This is a genomic window from Synechococcus sp. MU1611, from assembly GCF_020514255.1.
GTDB lineage: Bacteria > Cyanobacteriota > Cyanobacteriia > PCC-6307 > Cyanobiaceae > Parasynechococcus.
The window spans coordinates 15,242-36,479 of the sequence record NZ_VTLC01000003.1 but is presented as its reverse complement, the minus strand read 5'-3'; the positions used below and the strand labels follow the sequence as shown (position 1 = coordinate 36,479).

The 21,238-nt window shown below is 54.7% G+C and carries 25 protein-coding genes and 2 tRNA genes; 17 read left to right on the top strand and 10 right to left on the bottom strand.

The annotated features are described in order from the left end of the window. Nucleotides 1-131: 131 nt before the first annotated feature. Nucleotides 132-827, bottom strand: coding sequence for a potassium channel family protein (locus tag FZZ92_RS06935; protein ID WP_370630786.1), 696 nt, complete (start codon nt 825-827; stop codon nt 132-134). Nucleotides 828-909: 82 nt separating this feature from the next. Further along, nucleotides 910-1,566, bottom strand: coding sequence for an SOS response-associated peptidase (locus FZZ92_RS06930; RefSeq protein WP_226422893.1), 657 nt, complete (start codon nt 1,564-1,566; stop codon nt 910-912). Between the two features lie 84 nt (nt 1,567-1,650). Here FZZ92_RS06930 and ftsH point away from each other — a divergent pair, with 84 nt between their 5' ends. From ftsH to FZZ92_RS06900, 6 genes are all read left to right on the top strand, one after another. Continuing rightward, nucleotides 1,651-3,525, top strand: a complete 1,875-nt coding sequence (ftsH, locus tag FZZ92_RS06925) for an ATP-dependent zinc metalloprotease FtsH (RefSeq protein ID WP_226422892.1) — start codon at nt 1,651-1,653, stop codon at nt 3,523-3,525. Between the two features lie 45 nt (nt 3,526-3,570). Further along, nucleotides 3,571-4,527: an ornithine carbamoyltransferase gene (gene argF, locus FZZ92_RS06920; RefSeq protein WP_226397806.1), complete on the top strand. Its 957-nt coding sequence runs from the start codon at nt 3,571-3,573 to the stop codon at nt 4,525-4,527. A gap of 29 nt (nt 4,528-4,556) precedes the next feature. Then, entirely contained in the window at nt 4,557-4,841 is a 285-nt protein-coding gene (locus FZZ92_RS06915; protein WP_226397805.1) for a hypothetical protein, read from the top strand. 8 nt (nt 4,842-4,849) lie between these two features. Further along, nucleotides 4,850-5,077: a hypothetical protein gene (locus FZZ92_RS06910; RefSeq protein ID WP_255614275.1), complete on the top strand. Its 228-nt coding sequence runs from the start codon at nt 4,850-4,852 to the stop codon at nt 5,075-5,077. A gap of 66 nt (nt 5,078-5,143) precedes the next feature. After that, nucleotides 5,144-5,767, top strand: coding sequence for a transcriptional repressor LexA (lexA, locus tag FZZ92_RS06905; RefSeq protein ID WP_226397803.1), 624 nt, complete (start codon nt 5,144-5,146; stop codon nt 5,765-5,767). 59 nt (nt 5,768-5,826) lie between these two features. Beyond that, a tRNA-Ala gene (locus FZZ92_RS06900) sits at nt 5,827-5,899 on the top strand. A gap of 140 nt (nt 5,900-6,039) precedes the next feature. On the opposite strand, the gene FZZ92_RS06895 is transcribed toward FZZ92_RS06900, so the two are convergent. Then, nucleotides 6,040-7,245 (bottom strand): hypothetical protein, encoded by a 1,206-nt coding sequence (locus tag FZZ92_RS06895; RefSeq protein WP_226422891.1) that lies wholly within the window; start codon nt 7,243-7,245, stop codon nt 6,040-6,042. A gap of 109 nt (nt 7,246-7,354) precedes the next feature. Here FZZ92_RS06895 and FZZ92_RS06890 point away from each other — a divergent pair. The 4 genes from FZZ92_RS06890 (at nt 7,355) to FZZ92_RS06875 (ending at nt 8,787) form a co-directional block, all read left to right on the top strand. After that, nucleotides 7,355-7,452: transfer RNA gene (locus tag FZZ92_RS06890), tRNA-Ala, on the top strand. A 296-nt stretch (nt 7,453-7,748) separates the two neighbouring features. Continuing rightward, nucleotides 7,749-7,991: a hypothetical protein gene (locus FZZ92_RS06885; protein ID WP_226406530.1), complete on the top strand. Its 243-nt coding sequence runs from the start codon at nt 7,749-7,751 to the stop codon at nt 7,989-7,991. Nucleotides 7,992-8,112: 121 nt separating this feature from the next. After that, the gene (locus tag FZZ92_RS06880) at nt 8,113-8,322 is read left to right on the top strand and encodes a DUF1651 domain-containing protein (RefSeq protein WP_226397801.1); all 210 of its coding nucleotides are present in this window, start codon (nt 8,113-8,115) and stop codon (nt 8,320-8,322) included. A gap of 6 nt (nt 8,323-8,328) precedes the next feature. After that, the gene (locus FZZ92_RS06875) at nt 8,329-8,787 is read left to right on the top strand and encodes an aromatic acid exporter family protein (protein WP_226397800.1); all 459 of its coding nucleotides are present in this window, start codon (nt 8,329-8,331) and stop codon (nt 8,785-8,787) included. An 853-nt stretch (nt 8,788-9,640) separates the two neighbouring features. On the opposite strand, the gene FZZ92_RS13120 is transcribed toward FZZ92_RS06875, so the two are convergent. Next, the gene (locus FZZ92_RS13120) at nt 9,641-9,835 is read right to left on the bottom strand and encodes a DUF1622 domain-containing protein (protein WP_255614154.1); all 195 of its coding nucleotides are present in this window, start codon (nt 9,833-9,835) and stop codon (nt 9,641-9,643) included. Between the two features lie 420 nt (nt 9,836-10,255). On the opposite strand from FZZ92_RS13120, the gene FZZ92_RS06865 reads away from it, so the two are divergent. The 4 genes from FZZ92_RS06865 (at nt 10,256) to FZZ92_RS06850 (ending at nt 13,418) form a co-directional block, all read left to right on the top strand. Next, nucleotides 10,256-10,432, top strand: a complete 177-nt coding sequence (locus FZZ92_RS06865) for a hypothetical protein (RefSeq protein WP_226397799.1) — start codon at nt 10,256-10,258, stop codon at nt 10,430-10,432. 47 nt (nt 10,433-10,479) lie between these two features. Further along, nucleotides 10,480-10,887, top strand: a complete 408-nt coding sequence (locus tag FZZ92_RS06860) for a hypothetical protein (protein ID WP_226422890.1) — start codon at nt 10,480-10,482, stop codon at nt 10,885-10,887. Nucleotides 10,888-11,165: 278 nt separating this feature from the next. Next, the gene (locus FZZ92_RS06855) at nt 11,166-11,495 is read left to right on the top strand and encodes a hypothetical protein (protein ID WP_226397797.1); all 330 of its coding nucleotides are present in this window, start codon (nt 11,166-11,168) and stop codon (nt 11,493-11,495) included. Nucleotides 11,496-12,287: 792 nt separating this feature from the next. Further along, nucleotides 12,288-13,418, top strand: a complete 1,131-nt coding sequence (locus FZZ92_RS06850; RefSeq protein ID WP_226397795.1) for an acyltransferase — start codon at nt 12,288-12,290, stop codon at nt 13,416-13,418. Nucleotides 13,419-13,528: 110 nt separating this feature from the next. Here the strand turns inward: FZZ92_RS06850 and FZZ92_RS06845 are convergent, their stop codons facing one another. The 6 genes from FZZ92_RS06845 to gloB all read right to left on the bottom strand — a co-directional run bounded on the left by FZZ92_RS06845 (nt 13,529) and on the right by gloB (nt 18,251). After that, nucleotides 13,529-14,407: an LOG family protein gene (locus tag FZZ92_RS06845; protein ID WP_226397794.1), complete on the bottom strand. Its 879-nt coding sequence runs from the start codon at nt 14,405-14,407 to the stop codon at nt 13,529-13,531. 31 nt (nt 14,408-14,438) lie between these two features. After that, entirely contained in the window at nt 14,439-15,827 is a 1,389-nt protein-coding gene (locus FZZ92_RS06840; protein ID WP_226422889.1) for a PhoH family protein, read from the bottom strand. 374 nt (nt 15,828-16,201) lie between these two features. Continuing rightward, nucleotides 16,202-16,456 carry a hypothetical protein gene (locus tag FZZ92_RS06835; protein ID WP_226422888.1) on the bottom strand — a complete coding sequence of 85 codons (255 nt, stop codon included), beginning with the start codon at nt 16,454-16,456 and terminating at the stop codon, nt 16,202-16,204. A gap of 315 nt (nt 16,457-16,771) precedes the next feature. Continuing rightward, on the bottom strand, nt 16,772-16,999 hold the full coding sequence (locus tag FZZ92_RS06830) for a DUF3136 domain-containing protein (RefSeq protein ID WP_115023604.1): 228 nt from the start codon (nt 16,997-16,999) through the stop codon (nt 16,772-16,774). A gap of 45 nt (nt 17,000-17,044) precedes the next feature. Next, nucleotides 17,045-17,437 carry a RidA family protein gene (locus FZZ92_RS06825; protein WP_226397792.1) on the bottom strand — a complete coding sequence of 131 codons (393 nt, stop codon included), beginning with the start codon at nt 17,435-17,437 and terminating at the stop codon, nt 17,045-17,047. A gap of 28 nt (nt 17,438-17,465) precedes the next feature. Continuing rightward, entirely contained in the window at nt 17,466-18,251 is a 786-nt protein-coding gene (gene gloB, locus FZZ92_RS06820) for a hydroxyacylglutathione hydrolase (protein ID WP_226397791.1), read from the bottom strand. Between the two features lie 40 nt (nt 18,252-18,291). Between gloB and hisG the strand changes: the two genes are divergently transcribed. The 3 genes from hisG to FZZ92_RS06805 are packed head-to-tail and all read left to right on the top strand — an operon-like array spanning nt 18,292 to nt 21,226. Beyond that, complete coding sequence (hisG, locus tag FZZ92_RS06815; RefSeq protein ID WP_226422887.1) at nt 18,292-18,945, top strand: ATP phosphoribosyltransferase; 654 nt, start codon at nt 18,292-18,294, stop codon at nt 18,943-18,945. After that, nucleotides 18,945-20,723 carry an ABC transporter ATP-binding protein gene (locus FZZ92_RS06810; RefSeq protein WP_226422886.1) on the top strand — a complete coding sequence of 593 codons (1,779 nt, stop codon included), beginning with the start codon at nt 18,945-18,947 and terminating at the stop codon, nt 20,721-20,723. The genes hisG and FZZ92_RS06810 overlap by 1 nt, the downstream gene beginning before the upstream one ends. Further along, the gene (locus FZZ92_RS06805) at nt 20,723-21,226 is read left to right on the top strand and encodes a GNAT family N-acetyltransferase (protein WP_226397917.1); all 504 of its coding nucleotides are present in this window, start codon (nt 20,723-20,725) and stop codon (nt 21,224-21,226) included. Before FZZ92_RS06810 ends, FZZ92_RS06805 begins: the two co-directional genes overlap by 1 nt. Nucleotides 21,227-21,238: the final 12 nt, after the last annotated feature.

Genomic DNA, 21,238 nt, shown 5'->3' with positions numbered 1-21,238 from the left:
ACCGAGGATCCCCTCCACATCGGTTCGGGCCGGTTTCTTCTGCCGACGGGCCGTGGTAGTCACCAGACCTTGACCGTCTCGCTCGGCTGGTGCCTGGCTCACCCCCATTCATCTCTAATTTTAACTGGTGCTTACTGGTCTCTGGATTGCCGGTCGAGGCTGCTGGCATAGCGGCCGATCAGCACGCCCATCACGGCAGCGAGGTAGAGCGGTCCGGCGACGCTCGTGGCCACACTCACCATTCGAGCGAGGGGCAGCACCGGACTGATGTCTCCGAAACCGACGGTGGTGAGGCAGACGAAGGCGAAGTAGTTGATCGCTGAAAAGATGCGGGCGCTGGCCAGAACGCTGGTATCGCTGAAATTGGTCAGGTCCAGGGGTTCGAAGCTGCCGGGTTGGATGGTCTCCAGGGCACTCATCACAAGCCCTGCGGTGAGGCCGATGTGCAGATACCCCGCGGTGGCCCCCATCAGCAGCGCTTCGGTAACGCGTTTTGTGCTGGCGAGGCGTGTCACCAGGCGGATCACGCTCCAGCCCACCAGCACGCTCCAGCTCAGGGCCAGCGGCATGCCGCTGTAGATCAGCTCCAGGGGTGTGAGGAGCCAGAGCCACATCGTGGCAACTGCGAACAGTCCCAGACCGCGATACAGAGCATCACTCCAATCCGGAGCGTTGCTGCTCCCCACCATGACCTGCGTAAGCAATAAGGCAATCAGGGTGTAGCCGATATAAGTCGCCCAGTCCAAGCGAGGAAAGGCGAAGCCAACGGTGGCGATCAGGGTGCAGAGCAGCAGCAGTTTCAGCTGTGTGCCATCGCGCAGCAGGATTCGCTGAACCAGTCCCACCAGCACGTTGGCAACTGCGGCTGCCCCCCAGGGTCGGCAACAAGCGACGGCTGTCAAGCGCTGTTCACTCCAGAAGGGACAGTTGCTGGTGGTTGTTCTTACTGGATGCTGGCTTCAGCGTTCGGCATTCCCATGGGTCGGGTGGCGATGGCGTGAGCATCGGCTCGAGGGCGCGACGGTGGGCCCCATCTCCAGGTTCGAGCCAGATGCTTTCCAACCCGTCGGGAATGATCACCGGCATTCGATCGTGCAACGGCTTCACCATGCTGTTCGGTCGTGTCGTGATCACGCAGCAGGTCTCCACTTCACTGCCATCGGGCCCAATCCATCTATCCCAGATGCCGGCTAGCCAGAACAGCTGCCGGTCTTTGCGACGGATCAGATGTCCCTTCTCAAAAAAACCCGTGCTGGGAAGAAGGCAGCGGTGATGACGCCATGGACCGCGGAATGAGGCTTTTTCCGTAATGGTTTCCGCGCGGGCATTAATCGGTCGTGGAGCCTGAAGCGGGTCCTTGACCCAGCCCGGCAGCAGACCCCAAAGCATGTGGGAGAGGTGGTCTTCGCCATGCTCACGCCGCACGGCAAGCACCGGCTCCTGGGGTCGGATCAAGTCGCGGGGGGCGTAGTGGGCCAGCCATGCGCTGTCGTCCGGCCGAAGCCAGCTGTTCAGCACCCGCTGCAGTTCAGCGCGAGGCGTTTCGAGGCAATAGCGGCCGCACATGGCCAGAACCTAGGTGCCGTTCGGTTCTCACACCCATTGTTTGCAAGAGATCCCTCGTAGCGTGGCGGGAACTTCAGGCCATCCATGCCGATCCGCCAGGACGACAACCAGCCGAACCGTCGCTTCGGGATCATCAATCTGGTGCTGATTGGCTTCGGGGTGCTGCTGTTGGTCAGCAGCTTCATTCCCAGCAATGGCATGCAGCAGGTGCCTCGAGTGCCTTACTCGCTGTTTATTGACCAGGTCAATGACGGTGCGGTGAAGCGGGCGTTCATCACTCAGGACCAGATCCGTTACGAGCTGAGTGATCCCGAAGAGGGCACGCCTCCGGTGCTGGCCACCACGCCGATCTTCGACATGGATCTGCCCCAGCGCCTGGAGACCAAGGGCGTTGAATTCGCTGCAGCACCCCCGAAGAAGCCCAACATCTTCACCACCATTCTGAGCTGGGTGGTGCCCCCCTTGATCTTCATCCTGGTGCTTCAGTTCTTCGCCCGCCGTTCGATGGGTGGTGGAGCGCAGGGAGCTTTGAGCTTCACCAAGAGCAAAGCCAAGGTGTACGTGCCCGATGAGGAGTCGCGGATCACCTTCGCTGATGTGGCGGGTGTTGATGAGGCCAAGCAGGAACTCACGGAGATTGTCGATTTCCTTAAGCGGCCCGAGCGCTATGCCGAGATCGGGGCACGTATTCCAAAAGGCGTGTTGCTCGTCGGCCCCCCTGGCACTGGCAAGACCCTCCTGTCCAAGGCCGTCGCTGGCGAAGCGGAGGTGCCGTTCTTCATCATCTCCGGTTCGGAGTTCGTGGAGCTCTTCGTTGGTGCCGGTGCCGCCCGCGTTCGCGACCTGTTTGAAGAAGCGAAGAAGAAGGCACCTTGCATCATCTTTATCGACGAACTCGATGCCATCGGCAAGAGCCGATCGGGCTCGATGGGTGTCGTCGGAGGCAATGACGAACGGGAGCAGACCCTCAACCAGCTGCTCACCGAGATGGATGGTTTCACCGCTCAGGACAAGCCAGTGATTGTTCTCGCGGCCACCAACCAACCTGAGGTGCTGGATGCTGCGCTGCTGCGCCCCGGTCGTTTCGACCGTCAGGTGTTGGTCGACCGTCCGGATCTCTCGGGCCGGAAAACCATCCTCGAGATCTATGCCAAGAAGGTGAAGTTGGCACCGGGGGTTGACCTCGACAGCGTTGCCCAGGCCACTAGTGGTTTTGCTGGAGCTGATCTCGCCAACCTGGTGAACGAAGCTGCCTTGCTGGCGGCTCGCGCGATGCGCACCAGCGTCGAGCAGCAAGACCTGGGAGAGGCGATCGAACGGGTGGTGGCTGGATTGGAGAAAAAGAGCCGGGTGTTGCAGGACGACGAGAAGAAGGTGGTCGCGTATCACGAAGTGGGCCACGCGATCGTGGGTCACCTCATGCCAGGCGGCAGCAAAGTTGCCAAGATCTCGATCGTTCCGCGCGGCATGAGTGCCCTCGGTTACACGTTGCAGCTGCCCACAGAGGAGCGTTTCCTCAATTCCAAGGAGGAACTGCAGGGTCAGATTGCAACGCTGCTGGGCGGTCGCTCCGCGGAGGAGATTGTGTTCGGCAAGATCACCACAGGGGCTGCGAATGACCTGCAGCGGGCCACCGATCTGGCGGAGCAGATGGTGGGCACCTACGGCATGAGCGACACCCTTGGGCCGCTTGCCTACGACAAGCAGGGTGGTGGTCGTTTCCTGGGGGGTGGCAACAACCCGAGGCGTTCCGTGAGCGACGCCACTGCTCAGGCCATCGATAAGGAGGTTCGCGGGCTCGTGGACCAGGCCCATGACGATGCCCTGGCGATCCTTCGGGAGAACATGGCGCTGCTCGAGACGATCGCCCAGAAGATCCTTGAAAAAGAGGTCATCGAGGGTGATGATCTCAAGCACATGCTCGAGGCGAGTGTGCTGCCTTCAGGCGTGACCGCTTGACGGCAGCGGGCCTCATCCCCGATAACTGTCCTTTGAACCGTTGCGATGGCTACCGCTCCTGCGGGTGTTGCTGCTGTCCTCTCTCCGCTTTGCGGCCGTGATTTCCTGTCATCGGCGGACTTCTCCGCCAATGAAACAGCGGCGTTGCTGGATTTGGCTGCACAACTGAAGAGCGGTGATCGTCGGATCGATCTCGGCAACCGTGTGCTGGGGCTGATCTTCAGCAAGGCGTCCACCCGAACCCGCGTCAGTTTTCAGGTGGCCATGGCCCGCCTCGGTGGTCAAACGGTTGACCTCAATCCTTCTGTGACGCAGCTCGGCCGCGGGGAGCCCCTCGAGGACACGGCCCGTGTTCTCAGCAGGTATTGCGACGTTCTGGCGATTCGAACCTTCGCGCAGCAGGAGCTGGTGGATTACGCCCATTGGGCGTCTGTTCCGGTGATCAATGCCTTGACCGATCTGGAACATCCCTGCCAAGCCTTGGCTGACTTCCTCACCATGCAGGAAGCCCATGGCGATCTTGCGGGGCAGACCCTGGCTTATGTAGGAGATGGCAACAATGTCGCCCATTCCCTGATGCTGTGCGGTGCCTTGCTGGGGGTGAATGTGCGGATTGGCTGTCCAGAGGGCTTCGAACCTCTGCCGGGCGTTCTCGAGCAGGCACGATCCCTGGCGCAGCATGGGGCATCGATTGATGTGGTGACCGATCCCCGGGAGGCTGTGGCCGGTGCTCAAGCCGTTTACACCGACGTCTGGGCCTCGATGGGCCAGGAAGCTGAGCAGATGCAGCGTGAGCAGGCCTTTGCCGGTTTCTGCGTGGATCAATCCCTGATGGATCTGGCGTCCTCAGAAGCGATCGTTCTGCACTGCTTGCCAGCCCACCGCGGCGAGGAGATCAGTGCCGAAGTGATGGAGGGAACGGCAAGCCGCATCTTCGATCAAGCGGAAAACCGCCTGCATGCACAACAGGCTCTGTTGGCGGTGTTGATGGGAGGTCTGTGAAGGTGGTCTGGTGTTTTTTGCTGCTGTTGATGGTTACGGCCAGTACGGGTTCAGCGGTACTAGCCACCAGCAAAAAACAGCAGAGCACCATTGCCCGATGGACAGGAGAGCAGATCTGCGCCATGGGCGTGGATGCGTTCTATGCGTTGCCGGACCCTGAGCTCAAAGCGTTGTTTGAGCGAGACACGTCGATGCGCTACGAGGACATCCCTACCGCACCGAATGATCAGGAGCGGGCCCGGATCACGGGGCAATTAATGGGTTATCTGATGGCTGCGTGCCCGCAACAGCTTGAGAACTACAAGAACCGCTGAAGAGCCTCGTGATTCGCAAGGAACGTTGTTGGGTCTGGTTCAAAGGTGGCCTGTCTGAGGAGGGGCACTGGATGTCGGGCTGGGTGGCGACCCAAACCGATGAACCGGGTTTGGTGATTGAACATCCCGGTTACGTCACCTGCCGTGTTCCTGAATGGCGCGTGGTCTTCAAGGAACCCCAAGATCTCAACGTGGCGCCGAGCATCCCAGAGCCTGCGGTGTGGAAGCTCGTCTGACCTGAGTCAGCGGTTGCGGAGCCGGGCGAGGAGCGGTACAAATGTATTGCCCGAACCTTTTCTGCGGTGACTCGTGCCCTTCAGGAGCCTCTCACCTCTGCTCAGCAAGAGCTTTACGACTGGCTGGCTGACTACATCGGCACGCATCGCCATAGTCCATCGATTCGCCAGATGATGCAGGCGATGGGGCTTCGTTCGCCCGCTCCAATCCAAAGCCGGTTGCGTCATCTCCAGCAGAAAGGATGGATCACCTGGCAGGAGGGCCAGGCACGCACCTTGCAGCTATTGGGTGACATGGTGGGGGCAGCGGGTATCCCGGTTCTTGGGGCCGTCGCTGCAGGTGGTCTGGTCACCGCCTTTGATGATGTTCAAGAGCACCTGGACTTGGCGCCTGTGCTGGAGACCCGTGGTCTGTTCGCACTGACGGTGAATGGAGATTCGATGGTCGACTCCCACATCGCTGATGGTGATGTGGTGCTGATGGAGCCTGTTCAGGATCCCCAGCGGCTGCGCAACGGCACGGTTGTTAGCGCTCTGGTGGCCGGCAGCGGCACCACGCTGAAGCACTTCTATCGTCAGGGCGCGACGGTGGTTCTCGAAGCAGCTAATCCTGCCTATCAACCGATTGAGCTCCCTGCCGAGCAGGTTGAGGTGCAAGGTCGCCTGGTTGCTGTTTGGCGTCAGGTCTGAGGCCTTCGCGGTGTAAGCTCTCACACGACGCCGGTCGCACGAAGCTTCCACGTCGCAATGGGGCCATAGCTCAGCTGGTAGAGCACCTGCATGGCATGCAGGGGGTCAGGAGTTCGAATCTCCTTGGCTCCATTCTCAAATCCCTGTCTATGAAAGGGGTTTTTTTAATGTCTATATCATCGCTAGATTTCAGGCTGGTAGAAAAAAGAACACCCGAATCAATTGATTTGGCAATAAAGACAGGATTTTAAATATGTCTTGATTGTATTTTTTCAGGCAAATGCTGGCTTGCTAAACCAGCCGAAGACCCAATTCATGACTGACTGGGTTGCATGTGTAAAAGCTTTTTTGGCGGCTTTAGCTGTTGTGTGAACTGCTTTGCTGGCTGAATTAACGATTGACTTTGCGGTATTAGCTACAGATTTGACAAAGTTTGCACCTGCTTTAATTACTCTCTTTGTGACTTTGGATGCTGTTTCGATAACTACTTCAACTATGTTTTCGAGTCTGTCGAGAACTTTCTTTAGCCATAAAGCAATTGTGCTTAGTGCGGCAGAAATAGTTTCTAGAATTTTCCCAAGTGTTTGACCTAATTCGCCTGGTAAATGTCTGATTTTTGCAGATAACCATCTAGTTCCTATTGCTGCGATTCCAGTGATTCCCAGTGCGGCCATAAAGTAAGCTAATGGTGGAAAAGCGGAAATAAGAAATCCGATTACTGCCGCTTTTGCCAAGTCTTTCCAGCCTTGTTTTCGAAAAGTTCTAAGCGCATGAGCTACTGTTCGATTTCGGTATTGTGATTCACCCTTGAATCTTTTCCAGTTGATATCTCTAAGGAATGGAAGGACTCCTCCCATTCCTTTTGTTACTACATATGCAACTGGAATACCTGTCTCTGCAATAAAAGAGCTTTGCAAGGATTCTTGCAGAGCTTCGCTCATGTTTGAGTTGGTAAAAGTTCCGACCGTTTTGTCAAAGTTGGCAGTTGTTGCAGTCTTTAGGGTCTCCTGAAGCCCTAGTGCATCAAGGTCAACTCCAAATGGCTGGTTTTCTCCGAAAGCATGTTCGAAAGCCTGTTTGTATCCAGGTGTCCCAGGGTCTGGAGTACCAAATTCGATAGAATCTGCGTCAATATTGTTGTCTAATTGTGCTCTTAAAAATTCGGATGTTGACATTTCATTGTTCCCTCTACTCATGTTGAGTGTGCCATCTTCAAATATCCAGTTATTGAAGTCTGAGCACGAGCCTCCTTTGGAAGTTGCAACTCTGTGCGATATATGCTTGCTGTCAATAAATTTGAAGATCTCGATAGGGTTATCTAGGAGCTCCCTTGGTACTTTCTGCAATAGCTCTTCGGGATTGATTCCATGGTTGGCGCCACGCGACATAAGGTCTGATTGCAGTATCGGCGGCAGCTCGTTGAATATATTTAATGCTTCTCTTGTTGTGGCTGTGGCTTGGATTATCTCTTGCGGCATTTGTAGACACCTCTTTTCCTCTTCTCATTTTTTAGCAGTTTTAATCCCAGGTCACAACATGTCCGCTTGCTCTGGCTGCAAGGAGCGTTGCTAGGCCTTGGGTTTACTGGTAGAAAACTGGTAGAGCATTTTGAGATCCCCTGGTATGAAAGGGCTGTCACCTGCATGGCATGCAGGGGGTCAGGAGTTCGAATCTCCTTGGCTCCACTAGGTTTTCACTGAGTGGATCAACCCAAATAGAGCAAAAGCTAGAGCAAATCAGCTCCAGCGTCTAATTGCTCTACCTCCACCCGTACGGACTCCAGGATTAGATCCCTCTGGAGTCAGTGGAGCCCCATGCCCATCGTTGAGATGGCAGCGCTCAGATCGTGCTCAGCCAGGCAGGTGCAGCATCTCGCGATCGTCAGGTGCTCTGCCCACATCAATGGTTTCATCGCACCAGATCATTGTGCCGAGGGTCTTAGACAGACTCCACCCCATGCCGAACAAGGACCGCACCACAGATGCATCCACTCGAACTGTTCGATCGCTTTCGTCGCTGGTTTGGCTGGGTTATGCCAGGAAGTCAGCTATGGGATCGCAATCCTGAGCAGGTGGCCCCGGATCGCTCTGATGACTGGCTATTGGAGCCCGCGAGCCTGGAAGAGGCTCGTTTGTTGTTCCCTCAGTTGGATGAGGAGCGGGCCTTGCTTCGCTACCAGCAACTCCGCCTGGAAATGAGGGAACGTGACGGGCGCGGTTTTTGATCGCCCAGCCAACTTGCTTCTCACATGAGTGTTCACTGCTGGCCAGACTTCAGCGGATGCCCAGTAAGGACCGCGCCACCAACCATCACCGCCCGGTTTTTCCGGCGGTAAGGGTTGGCTGGTGAGTCCTGAGCAACAGCTGCTTTGTCAGTTCAAGGCCGACTCAGCAACGGTGCATGCGCAGTGGCTTGCGGTGCGCCACGATCGCTGGGGTCCACCACGCCCACCAGTGCCGCAAACCCGCAGGCGAATGCTCAGGCACAACGCCATCGAGGCGTGGGACAAGATGCTCAAAACAGGCTTGCCATGGTGCACACCATCAATGCGCTAGGTATCCATGCAATCTTTTATCAGCAGCCCAATTCAAACGGCGGTCGCTGCAGTCGTCTCAATGGGCTTAGCTCAAGCTCTTCATTTGCCAGACCCTTATTGGGCGCCGATCTCCGCAATCGTTTGTTCTTTAGATGCTTTTGAAGGCGCTGCTGCTACAGCTCGTCGTCGTCTTGTAGGCACTCTCATTGGCGTTTTTCTGGCGGCGCTGCAAGTTAGTTTTACGGCATACAACCTTATCAATTACGGTCTGGCTATCGCTTTGCTTGGTTTGCTATGTCGTGCTGCAGGGCTGCACCCAAGCTCACTACGATTTGGCGCCATAGCCTTAACGGTGGTCGTCAGCGATCCAGACAAATCTGTGGTGTGGTTTACAGCTGCTGCAAGATTTGTCGATGTTGCGCTTGGGATAGCGGTTGCTCTTTTGGTGGTTAAAGCCTGGCCCAAAAGTAGCAAGCAAGATTAATGAACAACAAGCGTGTTGTCGCAAACATCATGTCTAGATGATCAAGTACCCACTAAGAACAGCAATTGGAGCAGTTTTGGGCTTGGTATTAGCCCAGACTTATTGTTCGATCATGACCCCTTGGATTGCTCTCCTGTTTCTGCTTTGGGTGCTCGGAGGAAACAAACTCACCTGATGTTGAAAATAGGCTGGTGACAATGCGCAGCACTAGTCGAGTAATGCTGTGCTTGCTGTTCTGGATGAGAAGAGGAACCAGTTCTCGCAATAGCGCCTTATGGTTGTTGATAACCATTGGATCGAGCTTTTGGGAACTTCCAAATACAGGATGACTTCGACCAAGAACCAGCGCTGTTCGAATCAGGTACTGGTCAACTGACCAGTGCTTTGGGCACTAAAAAGCCCCCTCACCAATTTGGGGAGGAGAAGCCCTGAAACCAGTTAGAACAACTGCCCGAATGGGGGAGATGGATGCCAGCTGGATCTGTGAGGGTTGGTTCAGAGAGAACAAGACCAATGATCATGATTGACATCGTCATTGCGGGTGCCATCTGGACCACTGCCATCTGGACCACTGCCATCTGGACCAAGGTCATAGCTCTTACTTGCAAATGTATTGCTGATGTCTATTCAGCTTTGTTGGGAAGCCTTAAGCCTGCTGAGGGCGTCTATGAAGCAGGCTTAAGGCTATAGAAAACCCGCCATAGAAAAGTAGGAGGAGTTGTGATTGTCGCTATCCATCTCCCGACAAAACCTCTCACACTTCAGCCATTCAGCAATAGTGGGGTTTTTGGGTTATCCATTTGAGGGATATGGCTGTCTAAATTACCCCTTAGTTGGATGATATTTATTCCATTTATGTGGTTTGCTTTTTCTCTTGGAGTTCAAGGCTAAGAAAATAATTCAAAAATGTTCGCACTACTGCCACAGCACCCAGTGCAATCAAGTCGGATGCTTCCCGGCTGATTGTGGTTTGCACCACATCAGCTCCAAGTTGAAACTCAAGTGCCAAAGCAAGCCATCCACCAAACGTCAAGCGGGCTGCTGTCAATGGTCCACGCTGTAAAAGATGAGGAGGGAGGTGCCGCCGAAGGATGCTCCGAAGTGGTCCACGTGAACTGAATACTGCAATCAGGCCAACGCCAACACAGAGAACGGAGAGGTACTCAAGGATTAAGCGTAATACGTCAGCTGTATGTGTCAGCAGATGTTCAAACCATTCCATTTGCTGAAACTTTTTGTGTGTAGGATTTTCAATTCAATGGTAGTAATTGACTATGAAATTTCAATAGCTAATCCTGTAGTTGTAGTACGGCTTAAGAAGACTGGGCGCGACACTTGGTCTACATCTCCCTCAACTGGTGGGTGGTGGGTGGTGGGTGGTGCTCCTGACATCAGGCAAAACAATGGCTCGAATGGGTAGGTGCTGCCATGCCATTTCGGCGACCTTGTCGTCAGATGAATTGAATTGATGAAAGGTCTACATCGCACTGTTGCTGCTGGTTTTGTCGGTGGTCTGGCAGGTGCCCTTATGGGCGCGACCACTTTTCTGGCGGTGAATGGGCTGATGCCTTCGACTGTTGAGGCTCAGCAGCGCAATCCCGCAGGACAGGGCTACTACCAACGCGCTAATCCAGCAGGGGAGTGACGCGCCTGGGCAATCCATCCTGATAACGCTGAATTGACTCCGCTCCATTGGGTGGCGGTTTCCTGCGGCGGGAACTTCCAAAGACATCATCCCCCCTGCTTTGGGTTCACTGCCGTCAGGCAGAACAATCAACCGGTGCGGGCTACCTTCTACGACAAGCAGCGATTCTCACCACAACACAGAGCCAGCAAATGGAATCGGTAATCAACGAAATCGAGTTCGACTTCGACCAGACCGTCAGCATCCGAACTGACGTGAAGCTGAGCAAGGACGATGTGAAGCAGATCGTCTCAGAAGCTCCTGAAGAGACGCTGGAGGAGATCGTTTATCAAAGTTTGGTGACCGACGAGTTGTACCTAAGAGCAAGAGCAAAGGAGATCGTCGCCAAGCTGAAGCAAGAAGACCTGGACGTGAACAGGATCGAGTATTGGGACGACGAAGGAAACAAGGTCTGAGCCTGCAAGCGCCTGAAGCCAACAAAACTCTCAGCGGAGCCTCAGAACAAATCTGAACAATCCTCTTTAACTGGCAGTGGACGAAAACCCCAACCCAGGAGACCTCTCTTCCCTCCTGGGTTTTTTTATTGCTTACCCACCTAGGGGAACCCTCAAGGCAGTCACGTTTGTTCCATGTCTAAAGACACCCCCATTGCCCTTTCGCTGCTGGGCGACCTGGTCGCCAGTGTCCATGCTGCGATTGATTGGAAGTACACCCACCCATGCGCTTGGACACGATGATTCGCACAACACTGGCCGCTGCAGCCATCGCCATCACCGCCCTGGTTGCACCAGCCCGTGCCGACACTGCTGATGTCTGGTGTTTTACCCAGGAGACAGGTTTCTCACCGACTGAACTGAAGGAATGCGGCTTCAGCCAACGACAAGGCAACGTCAGGGTCTATCGCGACAATGTCGCTTACTTCTTCGCTGCTGACCAGCAGGGCAAGAGCTACGAACGCATCGCCGAGGAAGGTGGACTGATCTTCAAGTCACCCAGGGGGCAACTGCGTGTGTTCTGGGAACGTCCCTGCAACAAATGGAACGGTTGCGCCGGTGGTGTTTAGATCCAAGCCCCAATCCCTCGAAGGCTGGTCCATGAGAATGATCTTTTCTGGGGGCGCGCAAAGACCTTGGGGAGCCAGTGGTGGAGAAGCTGTTGCTGGTCTGGCTTTACCCGTTCCTGACGCACGAAGAGCAGCCAGGTTGCTGGGTTGGCACCTGGGAATGAGTTTTTAACCGGTATGGAGATCTGGTTGCTTTCAACATTCCTCAACCGCATCCTTCTTGGTAACGGTTCCATTCATCGATCAGCAGCTCGGGTTTGCCCATAAATGGTGCTGTTACTGCTGTAGCACCAACAACAGCGATGACGGTAAGACACTTCTTATCGCTATTTCTCAACCTTTAGGCATATTGATCGGCTGACTCTGCCGCCATTTTGCAATTCATCTCACTTGGATTTGATATGCACTTCATAACAGCTTGCTCGAAGTGATCCTTTACGCGTGCGTGAGCAGCAGTACTCCCGACCAGATGGATGGCCATGAGGTGTGGCAGATATTTCATTGATGGTTTGTTGATGCGGAAAGTTTGACCCGGGCCCCCGCAGGCCCGCATCCCTCAACTGGTGGATGGGACTGCTGAAATTGGGTAAAAAAACACCCCCGGATTTGGCTGTTGTTCGCAGGCCATAGCTGCGACGGAGGATTCGAGGGGCGTTGCACTGCCATGCAAAAGCGTTCAATGACACATATTGGCTTCATTACTCACTCACTTCTCAGGTAGGTATCACCCATATGGGGGAGCAATAACCTGGTATTCCTGCTGAAACTAGATCTATAACCGTTCCCCAATCAATGACTGTGAAGCGTTCGCTTTATCTGGATCAAATCAAGGCAGTGGTGGTTGCTCTCGTCATTGCACTCCATGTCCCAATAGCTTTTGGAGGGGGTATTGGCTGGCTTGGAGTTCGCATTCCGGTTGAGGAATCTGTTGGTCTATTCTTCAAAGGATTTTTCACCTGGTACATGTATGCGATAAATTCTTTCATCATGCCGATGATGTTTTTGATCTCTGGATATTTCGTTCCTCGCTCAGTGCATAAGAAGGGAGTGGTGCACTATTTGAAAGATCGCCTCGTTCGACTTGGTGTTCCCTTCTTGGTTGGCATGCTGTTGATTAACAACAGCTTACTTCTGCTCAGCAGGCTCTCGCCGGCCAGCCCTTTTGCGAAATTGCCATTGAGTGATCTTCCTTTTAATACCGTAATTGTGTTGTGGTTTTTAGTCGTTCTGTTTGCTTTTGATTTGCTCTATTGTGCCTGGGTGGCGCTGAGAGGAGATCAATATGCAGTCGATACATCTGTTTCCACGCCAAGGATGCGTTCATGGTTGATCAGCGCCGTGGTTCTAGGGTCTCTTGAAGTGGTGATGACAACGCAAACCGAACTCTGGTCTGCTTTAGTGAAGTCACCTTTGAATGGTCTGGGTGCACAAGGAATGCACATTTTTACATATGCATTCTTGTTTTTTGCGGGATGTAAGGCGTCGTTCCATCGCTGGTTTGAGAGGCTCGACACTCATCTTGTTGTGAAGTGGTTCCGCTTTTCCATGTTTTTAATCCTATGTTTCCTTGGCCTTACTCTCACTCTGTCATTCAATCCTGGCCTGGTGGATAAGCCGGCAAGATTAGTCTTTCTTCGTAAATTCTTCCATCCCTTCATCGCATGGGGAATTCTCTCCTATCTAATCTTGTGGTTCCAGCGCAATGAAAATCGCTTTGGCCAATGGTTGGCAACCGCTGGGGTTAATAGCTATGGAGCTTATGTTATTCATTCATTGATTCTTGTGGGGGTTTTGATGGCAATTGGTTTTATCGGAATCAACCCTTGGCTTATTGCAATATCTGCAACCGTTGTGACGACTATTGTTTCGTTCGGCCTTGCTGGACAGCTCAGACGTATTCCAGCTGTGGCGAGAGTGCTTTGAAGACCAAAGTTAGGCCTTGGCTTGAATTGATAAGAGCAAGGCACTGTTTGTCTCTATCCATCTCCCGATAAAGCCTCACCCGCTTCACCCCGTCTGCAATGGCGGGGCTTTTATTGTCTGGCTGATGCCGTGTGGCTTCGTATGTAGTCCCAGGCCTCTTCTGGAGTGTCAGAAAAATGAATTAATTTCAAGTCATCACCTGAAATCAAGCCTGTCTCAGCAAGGTATTCAAAATCAACAAGCCGCTTCCAGAAGTCTTTGCCAAAGAGGACAATTGGCATGCTTCCTTTTGTACCAACTTGTCTTAAGGTGAGTAGCTCAAACAGTTCATCCAGCGTGCCAAATCCACCTGGAAAGAGAATGGCTCCAATAGAGCGCATCACAAAATGGAATTTTCGAAGAGAGAAATAATTGAAATTAAAGCAAAGGTCTGGAGTGATGTATGGGTTTGGGTGTTGTTCAAATGGTAGGGAGATGTTGAGTCCGATCGATCGGCATCCGGCTTCAAAGGCACCACGGTTTGCTGCTTCCATAATGCCTGGCCCACCGCCGGTCACGATCACGTGTGATGAGCATCCATGGTCGTTTTCTTTGTTGCCTTGGCCATGCTGAGATGCTAAGCGGGCGAATTCACGGGCTGAATCATAAAAACGAGATAGCTCCACTAACTGTTGATGATGAATCACCTGTCTTTTTAAGCTTGAAGATCCTGGATTCTTACTCAGGTGTTGTTCTGCTTCCTTGAGTCGCTGTGTTGCAGTTTCTCTATCGATAATTCTGGCTCCACCAAAAACAATGATGGTTGATTCAATGCCGGCTGTTTGCAGATGAAGATCTGGTTTGGTGATCTCAAGCAGCATTCTCACACCTCGCATGGCGCTGCTGTTCAGTAATTCTGGATCTTCATGGGCGATTTTGTAGGTTGTTGATTTCAGAATGGCATCCAGATTTGTTTGCTCGGGTTTTGAGTAATTAGCAAATTGAGTCATGGTGATGAGTTCTTGGTTATGTCGTTATGAATCAGAGGATGTTTGCGGCCAGCTCAGCAAGTTCACTGCGCTCTCCCTTCGTGAGGGTCATGTGTCCCACGAGGGGCTGACCTTTGAGCTTTTCGACCAGCCATGTGAGCCCGTTGCTTTCCGCATCGACATAGGGGTTGTCGATTTGATAGGGATCACCGGTGAAGACAACCTTTGTGCCCTCGCCCACCCTCGTGACGATGGTCTTCACTTCCAGGGGAGTTAGGTTTTGCGCCTCATCCACCACCAGGAACTGATTGGGAATCGATCGCCCTCGAATGGTGTTGATGGCTTCAACCTCCAGTAAGCCCATGCCTTGGAGGTCTGCCCAGGCGTTACGTGGCTCTCGCTGCTTTTGTCTTTTCGTCTGTTCAGCGTCATCGCCAGGTGAAGTGCCGGTGATGAAGTCAATGTTGTCGATGATCGGCTTCATCCATGGACCAAGTTTTTCTTCAAGTGTTCCCGGCAGGTAGCCAATGTCTTTCCCGAGTGAGATCGGCGGGCGCGTCACCAATAATCGTGCGTATTGATGGGTATCAGCGACCTGGTGTAAACCAGCTGCCAGGGCCAACAATGTTTTGCCTGTTCCTGCCTTGCCCACCAAGGTCACCAGTGCGATGGATGGATCGAGCAGCAAATCCAGCGCGAAGCTTTGCTCGCGGTTTCGCGCCTTGATCCGCCCCAAATGGGCACGATTCAGCCAGTGCAGAGGCTTGAGGGTGTTGCTGTTGCCTTGATGACGGGCAAGCAGGGTGTGGCTGTCGTTCTGCTGATCCACCATCACTACGCCTTCATTGGCTTGGAGATGTTGTTCTTCGCTATCTGTTACTGCTGCGAGAGAGAGTTGATCTTCGTCATGCAGTGTCTTCATCGTTTGAGCATCTGTGCTGAGCTCACGGAATCCCGTGTATAAATTGTCGATGGAGACGTTGTCGTTGATGTAGTCCTCGGCTTGTAGCCCCACCGCATCAGCCTTGATCCTCAGATTGATGTCTTTGCTGATCAGCACAACCTCAGGCGCCTCTTTCAGACCACTGCATCGCATCTGCTCCAAGGCCACCGCGAGGATGTTGTTGTCGCCGCCGCCACCCCCCAGCTCTGGAGGTAATTCTTTGAGGGCATTAGTTTGACAGAAAATCACTTGCAGCATTCCCTTGTTAGTGCCTTCAATCAGCACGCCATCGGCAAGGCTTCCGCGCTGTCGATAGGAATCCAAGAGTCTTGAAATCCTGCGGGCATTCCTTCCTTTTTCCGAGTGATCTTTCTTGAATCGATCAATTTCTTCGACCACCTGCATTGGAATAACGACTCTCAAGTTTCCAAAGCGGTGTGGAGCCTCGGGGTCATGGAGAAGCACATTGGTGTCGAGAACAACAACTTTTCCTTTCATTGATTTTCACCACGGAGCGTTTATTTGGTATTAGATCAAGTATTGGCAGGCTTGGTATTTCTGATTTATTTTCCGTATTTCTGCCAGTTCTAGGCAATGCCTTGCTTTGCGTGATGGGTCTTGAGCTTCTCTTTTCTGGCCCTTAGAGAAAGATTGACTCCGTCTGCTTTTGGATTGGTTCGTGACGTATAAGCCTCTTGAAAAGTGATTGTAGTTTTCCTCATCTTCCTTGTCCTCGGCTGTATCTTCTCTACTCCTTTCGCGTTTGAATGCAATAGGTACTTTACCTTTGCCGTTACAAACGCAAGCTGTCTTCCGTTTCGGCCAATTATTCGCCTGGCTTCTTTTTGATTCTTTCTGGTGCTACGGATGGTTTAGGTGTTGGCCTTTTTGTTCTGCTTTTGGTTGTCTGATCTTTGAGCGCTTGCATATCGATGATCTGTTGCATTGAAATCTGTATTCATGCCGATGAATCGAAGCGATGTCGAGTTCTGAGGCATCGAGCTTTCAGGATGTTGCTGTCTCGGATCTCGGCCATCTCGCCAAGGGGTGAACAACAGGAAATTGCCGGCCACCAGGCCAGCCGTCACGATCACCGCGGCAAGCTGCTCGAGCTTTTCAATGGTCATCCCTGCATTGTCATGCTCTCCTCTGCTGAGAGCAGTTTTCGATCAAGGATGGTGAAGCTGGCCCACTAAGGGTGACGTCTCACCTGTTTCCTGGTCGGTGCTCAGCCCTGCCTGCAGTTCCAGGCACAAGGCAGCCCCCAGCATCACCATTGTCACGGCAAGCCACTGACTGAACCTGAACTGCCGTTTTGGTTTGCGAAAAATACAGCGGGTCATTCCCAGGACCTTGCTTCTCACCCTGGTTTAACTGTGTTTTTCGCTTGTAAATGAAGTGTTCGCCTAGTGATGTATGGGAAACCCCTGAGTTGATCAGTTTCAGGTTTCCTGAGGCTTTTCCAGATCGCGGCGGATCAGGGCCAGCAGGTAGGAGGGTGATTTGTAACGGGTTGGAAGGCAGCGGTTCAGGGTTTCAAGATGTCCCCAGCAGACGGTGCGTTCAATGTCTTGAGCTGTTTTCCCTTGCTGGAGGAGGCGCCTCAGCGCCTTGCAATACATCGGATAGCCCGCCTCTAATTCACCGATGGTGAGTTTCGCCTGAGGCATAGGACCACTGAAGCCAGTTCCAACCTATGCCCCCGTGGGTCAGGGTCAGCTTCCAAGCCATGCGACACAGTCGATTTCCACCCTTGCTCCCTTGGGTAGTGCTGCCACTTGAACGCAGGCCCGTGCTGGGCTGACTCCGCTCCCAAACACTTCGGCATAGATGCCGTTGACGGTCTGAAAGTCGCTGAGGTCTGCCAGGAAAACCGTTGTGCGCACCACTTGTTTCGGCGTGGCTCCGGCCTCTTTTAAGACAGCGACTAGGTTCTTCAGCACCTGATGCGTTTCCGCGGCGACATCACCGTTTCCCACCATCTCCCCAGTGGTTGGATCAAGCGGAATCTGCCCAGAGCAGTAGAGCCACTCGCCGGCAAGGACGGCTTGGTTGTAGGGCCCAACCGGTGCAGGCGCGTCTTGAGTGGTGATGGCCTTGGCGCTCATGGGGTGTTTCTTCACGCGATCACCATGATCATCGCCGTTGGTGATCCCGTTGTTCGCGTTGGGGCGTCCCCGGTCTCCACTGATCCTTCCGTGTGCGCAGCACCCCCAACTCGGTGGCTGTTTTGGCTTGCAGGAACAGGTTGGTGCGACGTTCTACACCGATGCTGCTCGGAAGACTGAGGGCGCCTTTTGAACGAAGGGTTCGCACCTCCTGCAAGCGGTCAGCCAGAACCGTTTCCTCAGGGCGTTGCTCAACGGCCCATTGCAGGTTGGCCTCTGTGTATTCATGGGCGCAACAAACCTTGGTCTCGTCAGGGAGGCTGGCCAGCTTTTGCAGGGCTTCATGCATCTGTTCAGCGGTGCCTTCGAACAGGCGGCCGCAGCCTGCTCCGAACAAGGTGTCACCGCAGAACAAGACGGGGCCCATGGCCTCGTCTTGCAGGTTCGGGATGAAAAAAGCGATGTGGGCCCTGGTGTGGGCGGCGACATCCATGACGTCCACCTGCTCTCCCAGCACGGTGAGCTGGTCACCATCCCCCACCGGCATGGTTTGGAAAGGAATCCGCTCCCGGTCAGCTCTGGATGCAATGACCTCGGCTTTGGGCCAATGCTTCAGCAGATCCGGTGTTCCTCCGATGTGGTCGGAATGGTGATGGGTCTGCAGCACAGCGGCCAGTGTCAACTGTCGTTGCTCCAGCCAGTCACGCACCGGAGAGGCGATGGCGGGGTCGATCACAACGGCCTCCGCTCCCTTCACCCAGACCCAGATCACGTTGTCTTGCAGCACCGGCAGGGCATGAAGTGAGGAATGCATCGTTAAAGTCCTGCCTGGTTAACCGGTCAGCGCTGGACCCATGATCACCGTCGCGTTGGCCAAAGGAGCGCTACTTAAAGATTCGGTCGCCCGATTTGCGGCGGCAGGTCTTGATTTCTCAGCTGTTCTCGACAAGAACAATCGCCAGTTGATGGTGCCCACCCCCTGCGGACGTGCCAGGGCCCTGCTTGTTCGTAACGGTGATGTGCCCACTTACGTGGCCTATGGCCAGGCCCAACTGGGCGTGGTGGGATACGACGTGCTCAAGGAACATCAGCTTCCTGTAGCCCAACTGGTGGATCTTGGCTTTGGCGGTTGCCGAATGGCCGTGGCGGTACAGGAGAGCAGTGGTTACACCCGTGCCGCGGATCTCCCTCCCCATTGTCGGGTAGCCAGCAAATTTACGCACTGTGCCCGGGAATATTTCGATGCACTCGATCTTCCTGTCGAGTTGGTGCATCTCAATGGTTCGGTGGAGCTGGGGCCGATCACAGGGATGTCGGAAGCGATTGTTGATCTTGTTGCTACGGGTCGGACCCTGCGGGACAACGGCTTGATTGCCATCGAGGACTTGTTCCAGTCGACGGCTCGGCTGGTGGGGCATCCGCTGTCCATTCGCCTGGACCATGGTCCCCTTGCCTCCATCGTGGAGGCAATCCGCGCCGCAGGAACCACCGTCGGGAGCTCCAACTGATGGGAGCTGTTGCAGATTGGCGACGGGTTCGTCGTCTGGGCCGTTATCTCGTGCGGGATCGTCGGCGTCTTCTGGTCACCCTGGTGCTGCTGGTACCCGTGGCCTTTGCAGGTGCAGTTCAGCCACTTCTCGTCGGCCAGGCTGTCAGTGTCTTGCGCGGAGAACCCAGTCTTCCGTGGCTTTCGGGGCTGAGTCTATCCGGATCGATCCGCGTCATCATCGGGCTCTATTTCATCTCGGTGCTGCTGAGGCTCTGCTTGCAGGGGGTGCAGAGCTTCAACATTCAGGCCGTCGGTCAACGCCTTACCGCTCGCATCCGCGACGACCTCTTTGAGCACTCGCTGTCGCTGTCTTTGCGCTTTCACGACGGCATGCCGGTCGGCAAGTTGCTCACGCGGCTCACCAGTGACGTGGATGCTCTTGCCGAGGTGTTCGGCAGTGGTGCTGTGGGGGTGCTTGGTGATCTGGTGAGCCTTCTGGTCATTGCTTCGACGATGCTCTTCATCGAGTGGAGGCTCGGGCTGCTTTTGCTGTGCACGCAGGTGCCCGTGACGCTTGCTGTGCTCTGGCTGCAGCGTCGCTACCGCAAGGCCAACTACCGCGTTCGAGAAGAGCTCTCCCAGCTCAACGCCGACTTTCAAGAGAACCTCCAGGGCCTTGAGGTGGTTCAGATGTATCGCCGCGAAGCGGTCAACAGTGCCCGCTTCCTGCGCACGGGCACGGCGTACCGCAACGCAGTCAACGGCACCATTTTTTACGACAGCAGCATTTCCGCTTTTCTTGAATGGGTTGCGCTTGGAGCCATTGCGTTGGTTTTGGCTCTGGGGGGCTGGATGGTGACCAGTGGCGTGATGGGGTTGGGCACCCTCACCACCTTCATCCTTTATTCACAGCGTCTGTTTGACCCTTTGCGTCAGCTGGCCGAGCGCTTCACGCAGATTCAGGGCGGACTGACTGCCGTGGAACGAATCGGTGAGTTGATGGAGCAACCCCTCGAAATCGCCGAGGCCACGGGGGTTGATCCTCACGTTGCTGGCGGTGGCGGCGAAGTGATCTTCGACAACGTGAGCTTCTCTTACCGGCCGGATGAGCCCATCCTTCGCAATCTTTCCTTCCGCATCGCTCCTGGCGAGCATGTGGCGCTGGTGGGCCCCACGGGTTCCGGCAAGAGCACCATCATTCGTCTGCTCTGCCGCCTCTATGACCCCCAGCAGGGGCGCATCCTTCTGGATGGACGTGACATCCGCAGCATCCCGATGGCAGATCTACGGCGTGAGCTGGGGGTCGTGCTGCAAGACACATTCCTGTTCAGCGGCAATGTGGCCGACAATCTTCGGTTGAATGCTCCCGTCAGTGATCAGGAGCTTGATCAGGTCTGTGCTGAGCTCGGTCTCAACGACCTGTTGTCTCGACTCCCCAACGGATTGGAGACGCAACTGCGCGAGCGTGGTGGCAATCTTTCCTCAGGAGAGCGTCAATTGCTGGCGGTGGCCCGGGTGGCAATCCGCAATCCAACGGTGTTGGTGATGGATGAAGCCACTGCCTTCATGGATCCTTCAACGGAGGCGACGCTTCAGGCCGATCTGGACCGTCTTCTGCAAAAACGGACCGCCATCGTCATTGCCCACCGTCTCGCCACGGTGGAAGCCTCCGATCGCATCCTTGTGTTGCGCCGAGGTGAACTGATCGAACAGGGCACCCATCACGAGCTCAGGGCCCGAGGTGGCCTCTATGCCCAGCTCGCAGAGCTGCAGGAGCGGGGGTTGGCGCGTTTGTGATCGGTTCCTCCCTGCCTATACCTGCTGAGCCTCTGCTGCAGCAGTACGGCCAGGGGTCCCGTCTCTGCCCCTGTGCCAACGACCAGCTCACGTTGGTCTTTAGCCAGGAGTACCCCTTTGATTTGGTGGAGCTTGAGCAACTTCTGGAAGCTGTGGGCTGGAGCCGCCGTCCGATTCGACGGGTCCGCAAAGCACTGACTCACAGCCTGCTCAAGGTCGGGCTGTGGCGTCACGACGCTCGGGTTCCTCGTTTGATTGGTTTTGCGCGCTGCACCGGGGATGGTGTTTTCGAAGCCACCGTCTGGGACGTCGCGGTGCACCCCCTGTATCAGGGCAATGGACTTGGCAAGCAGATGATGGCGTACATCCTCAACGCCTTGGCTCAGATGGGAACAGAGCGCGTCAGCCTGTTCGCGGACCCCGGCGTCGTGAGCTTTTATCAAGGCCAAGGTTGGGATCTGGAGCCCCAGGGCCATCGCTGTGCCTTCTGGTACGCCAACTGAACTGAACTGAAC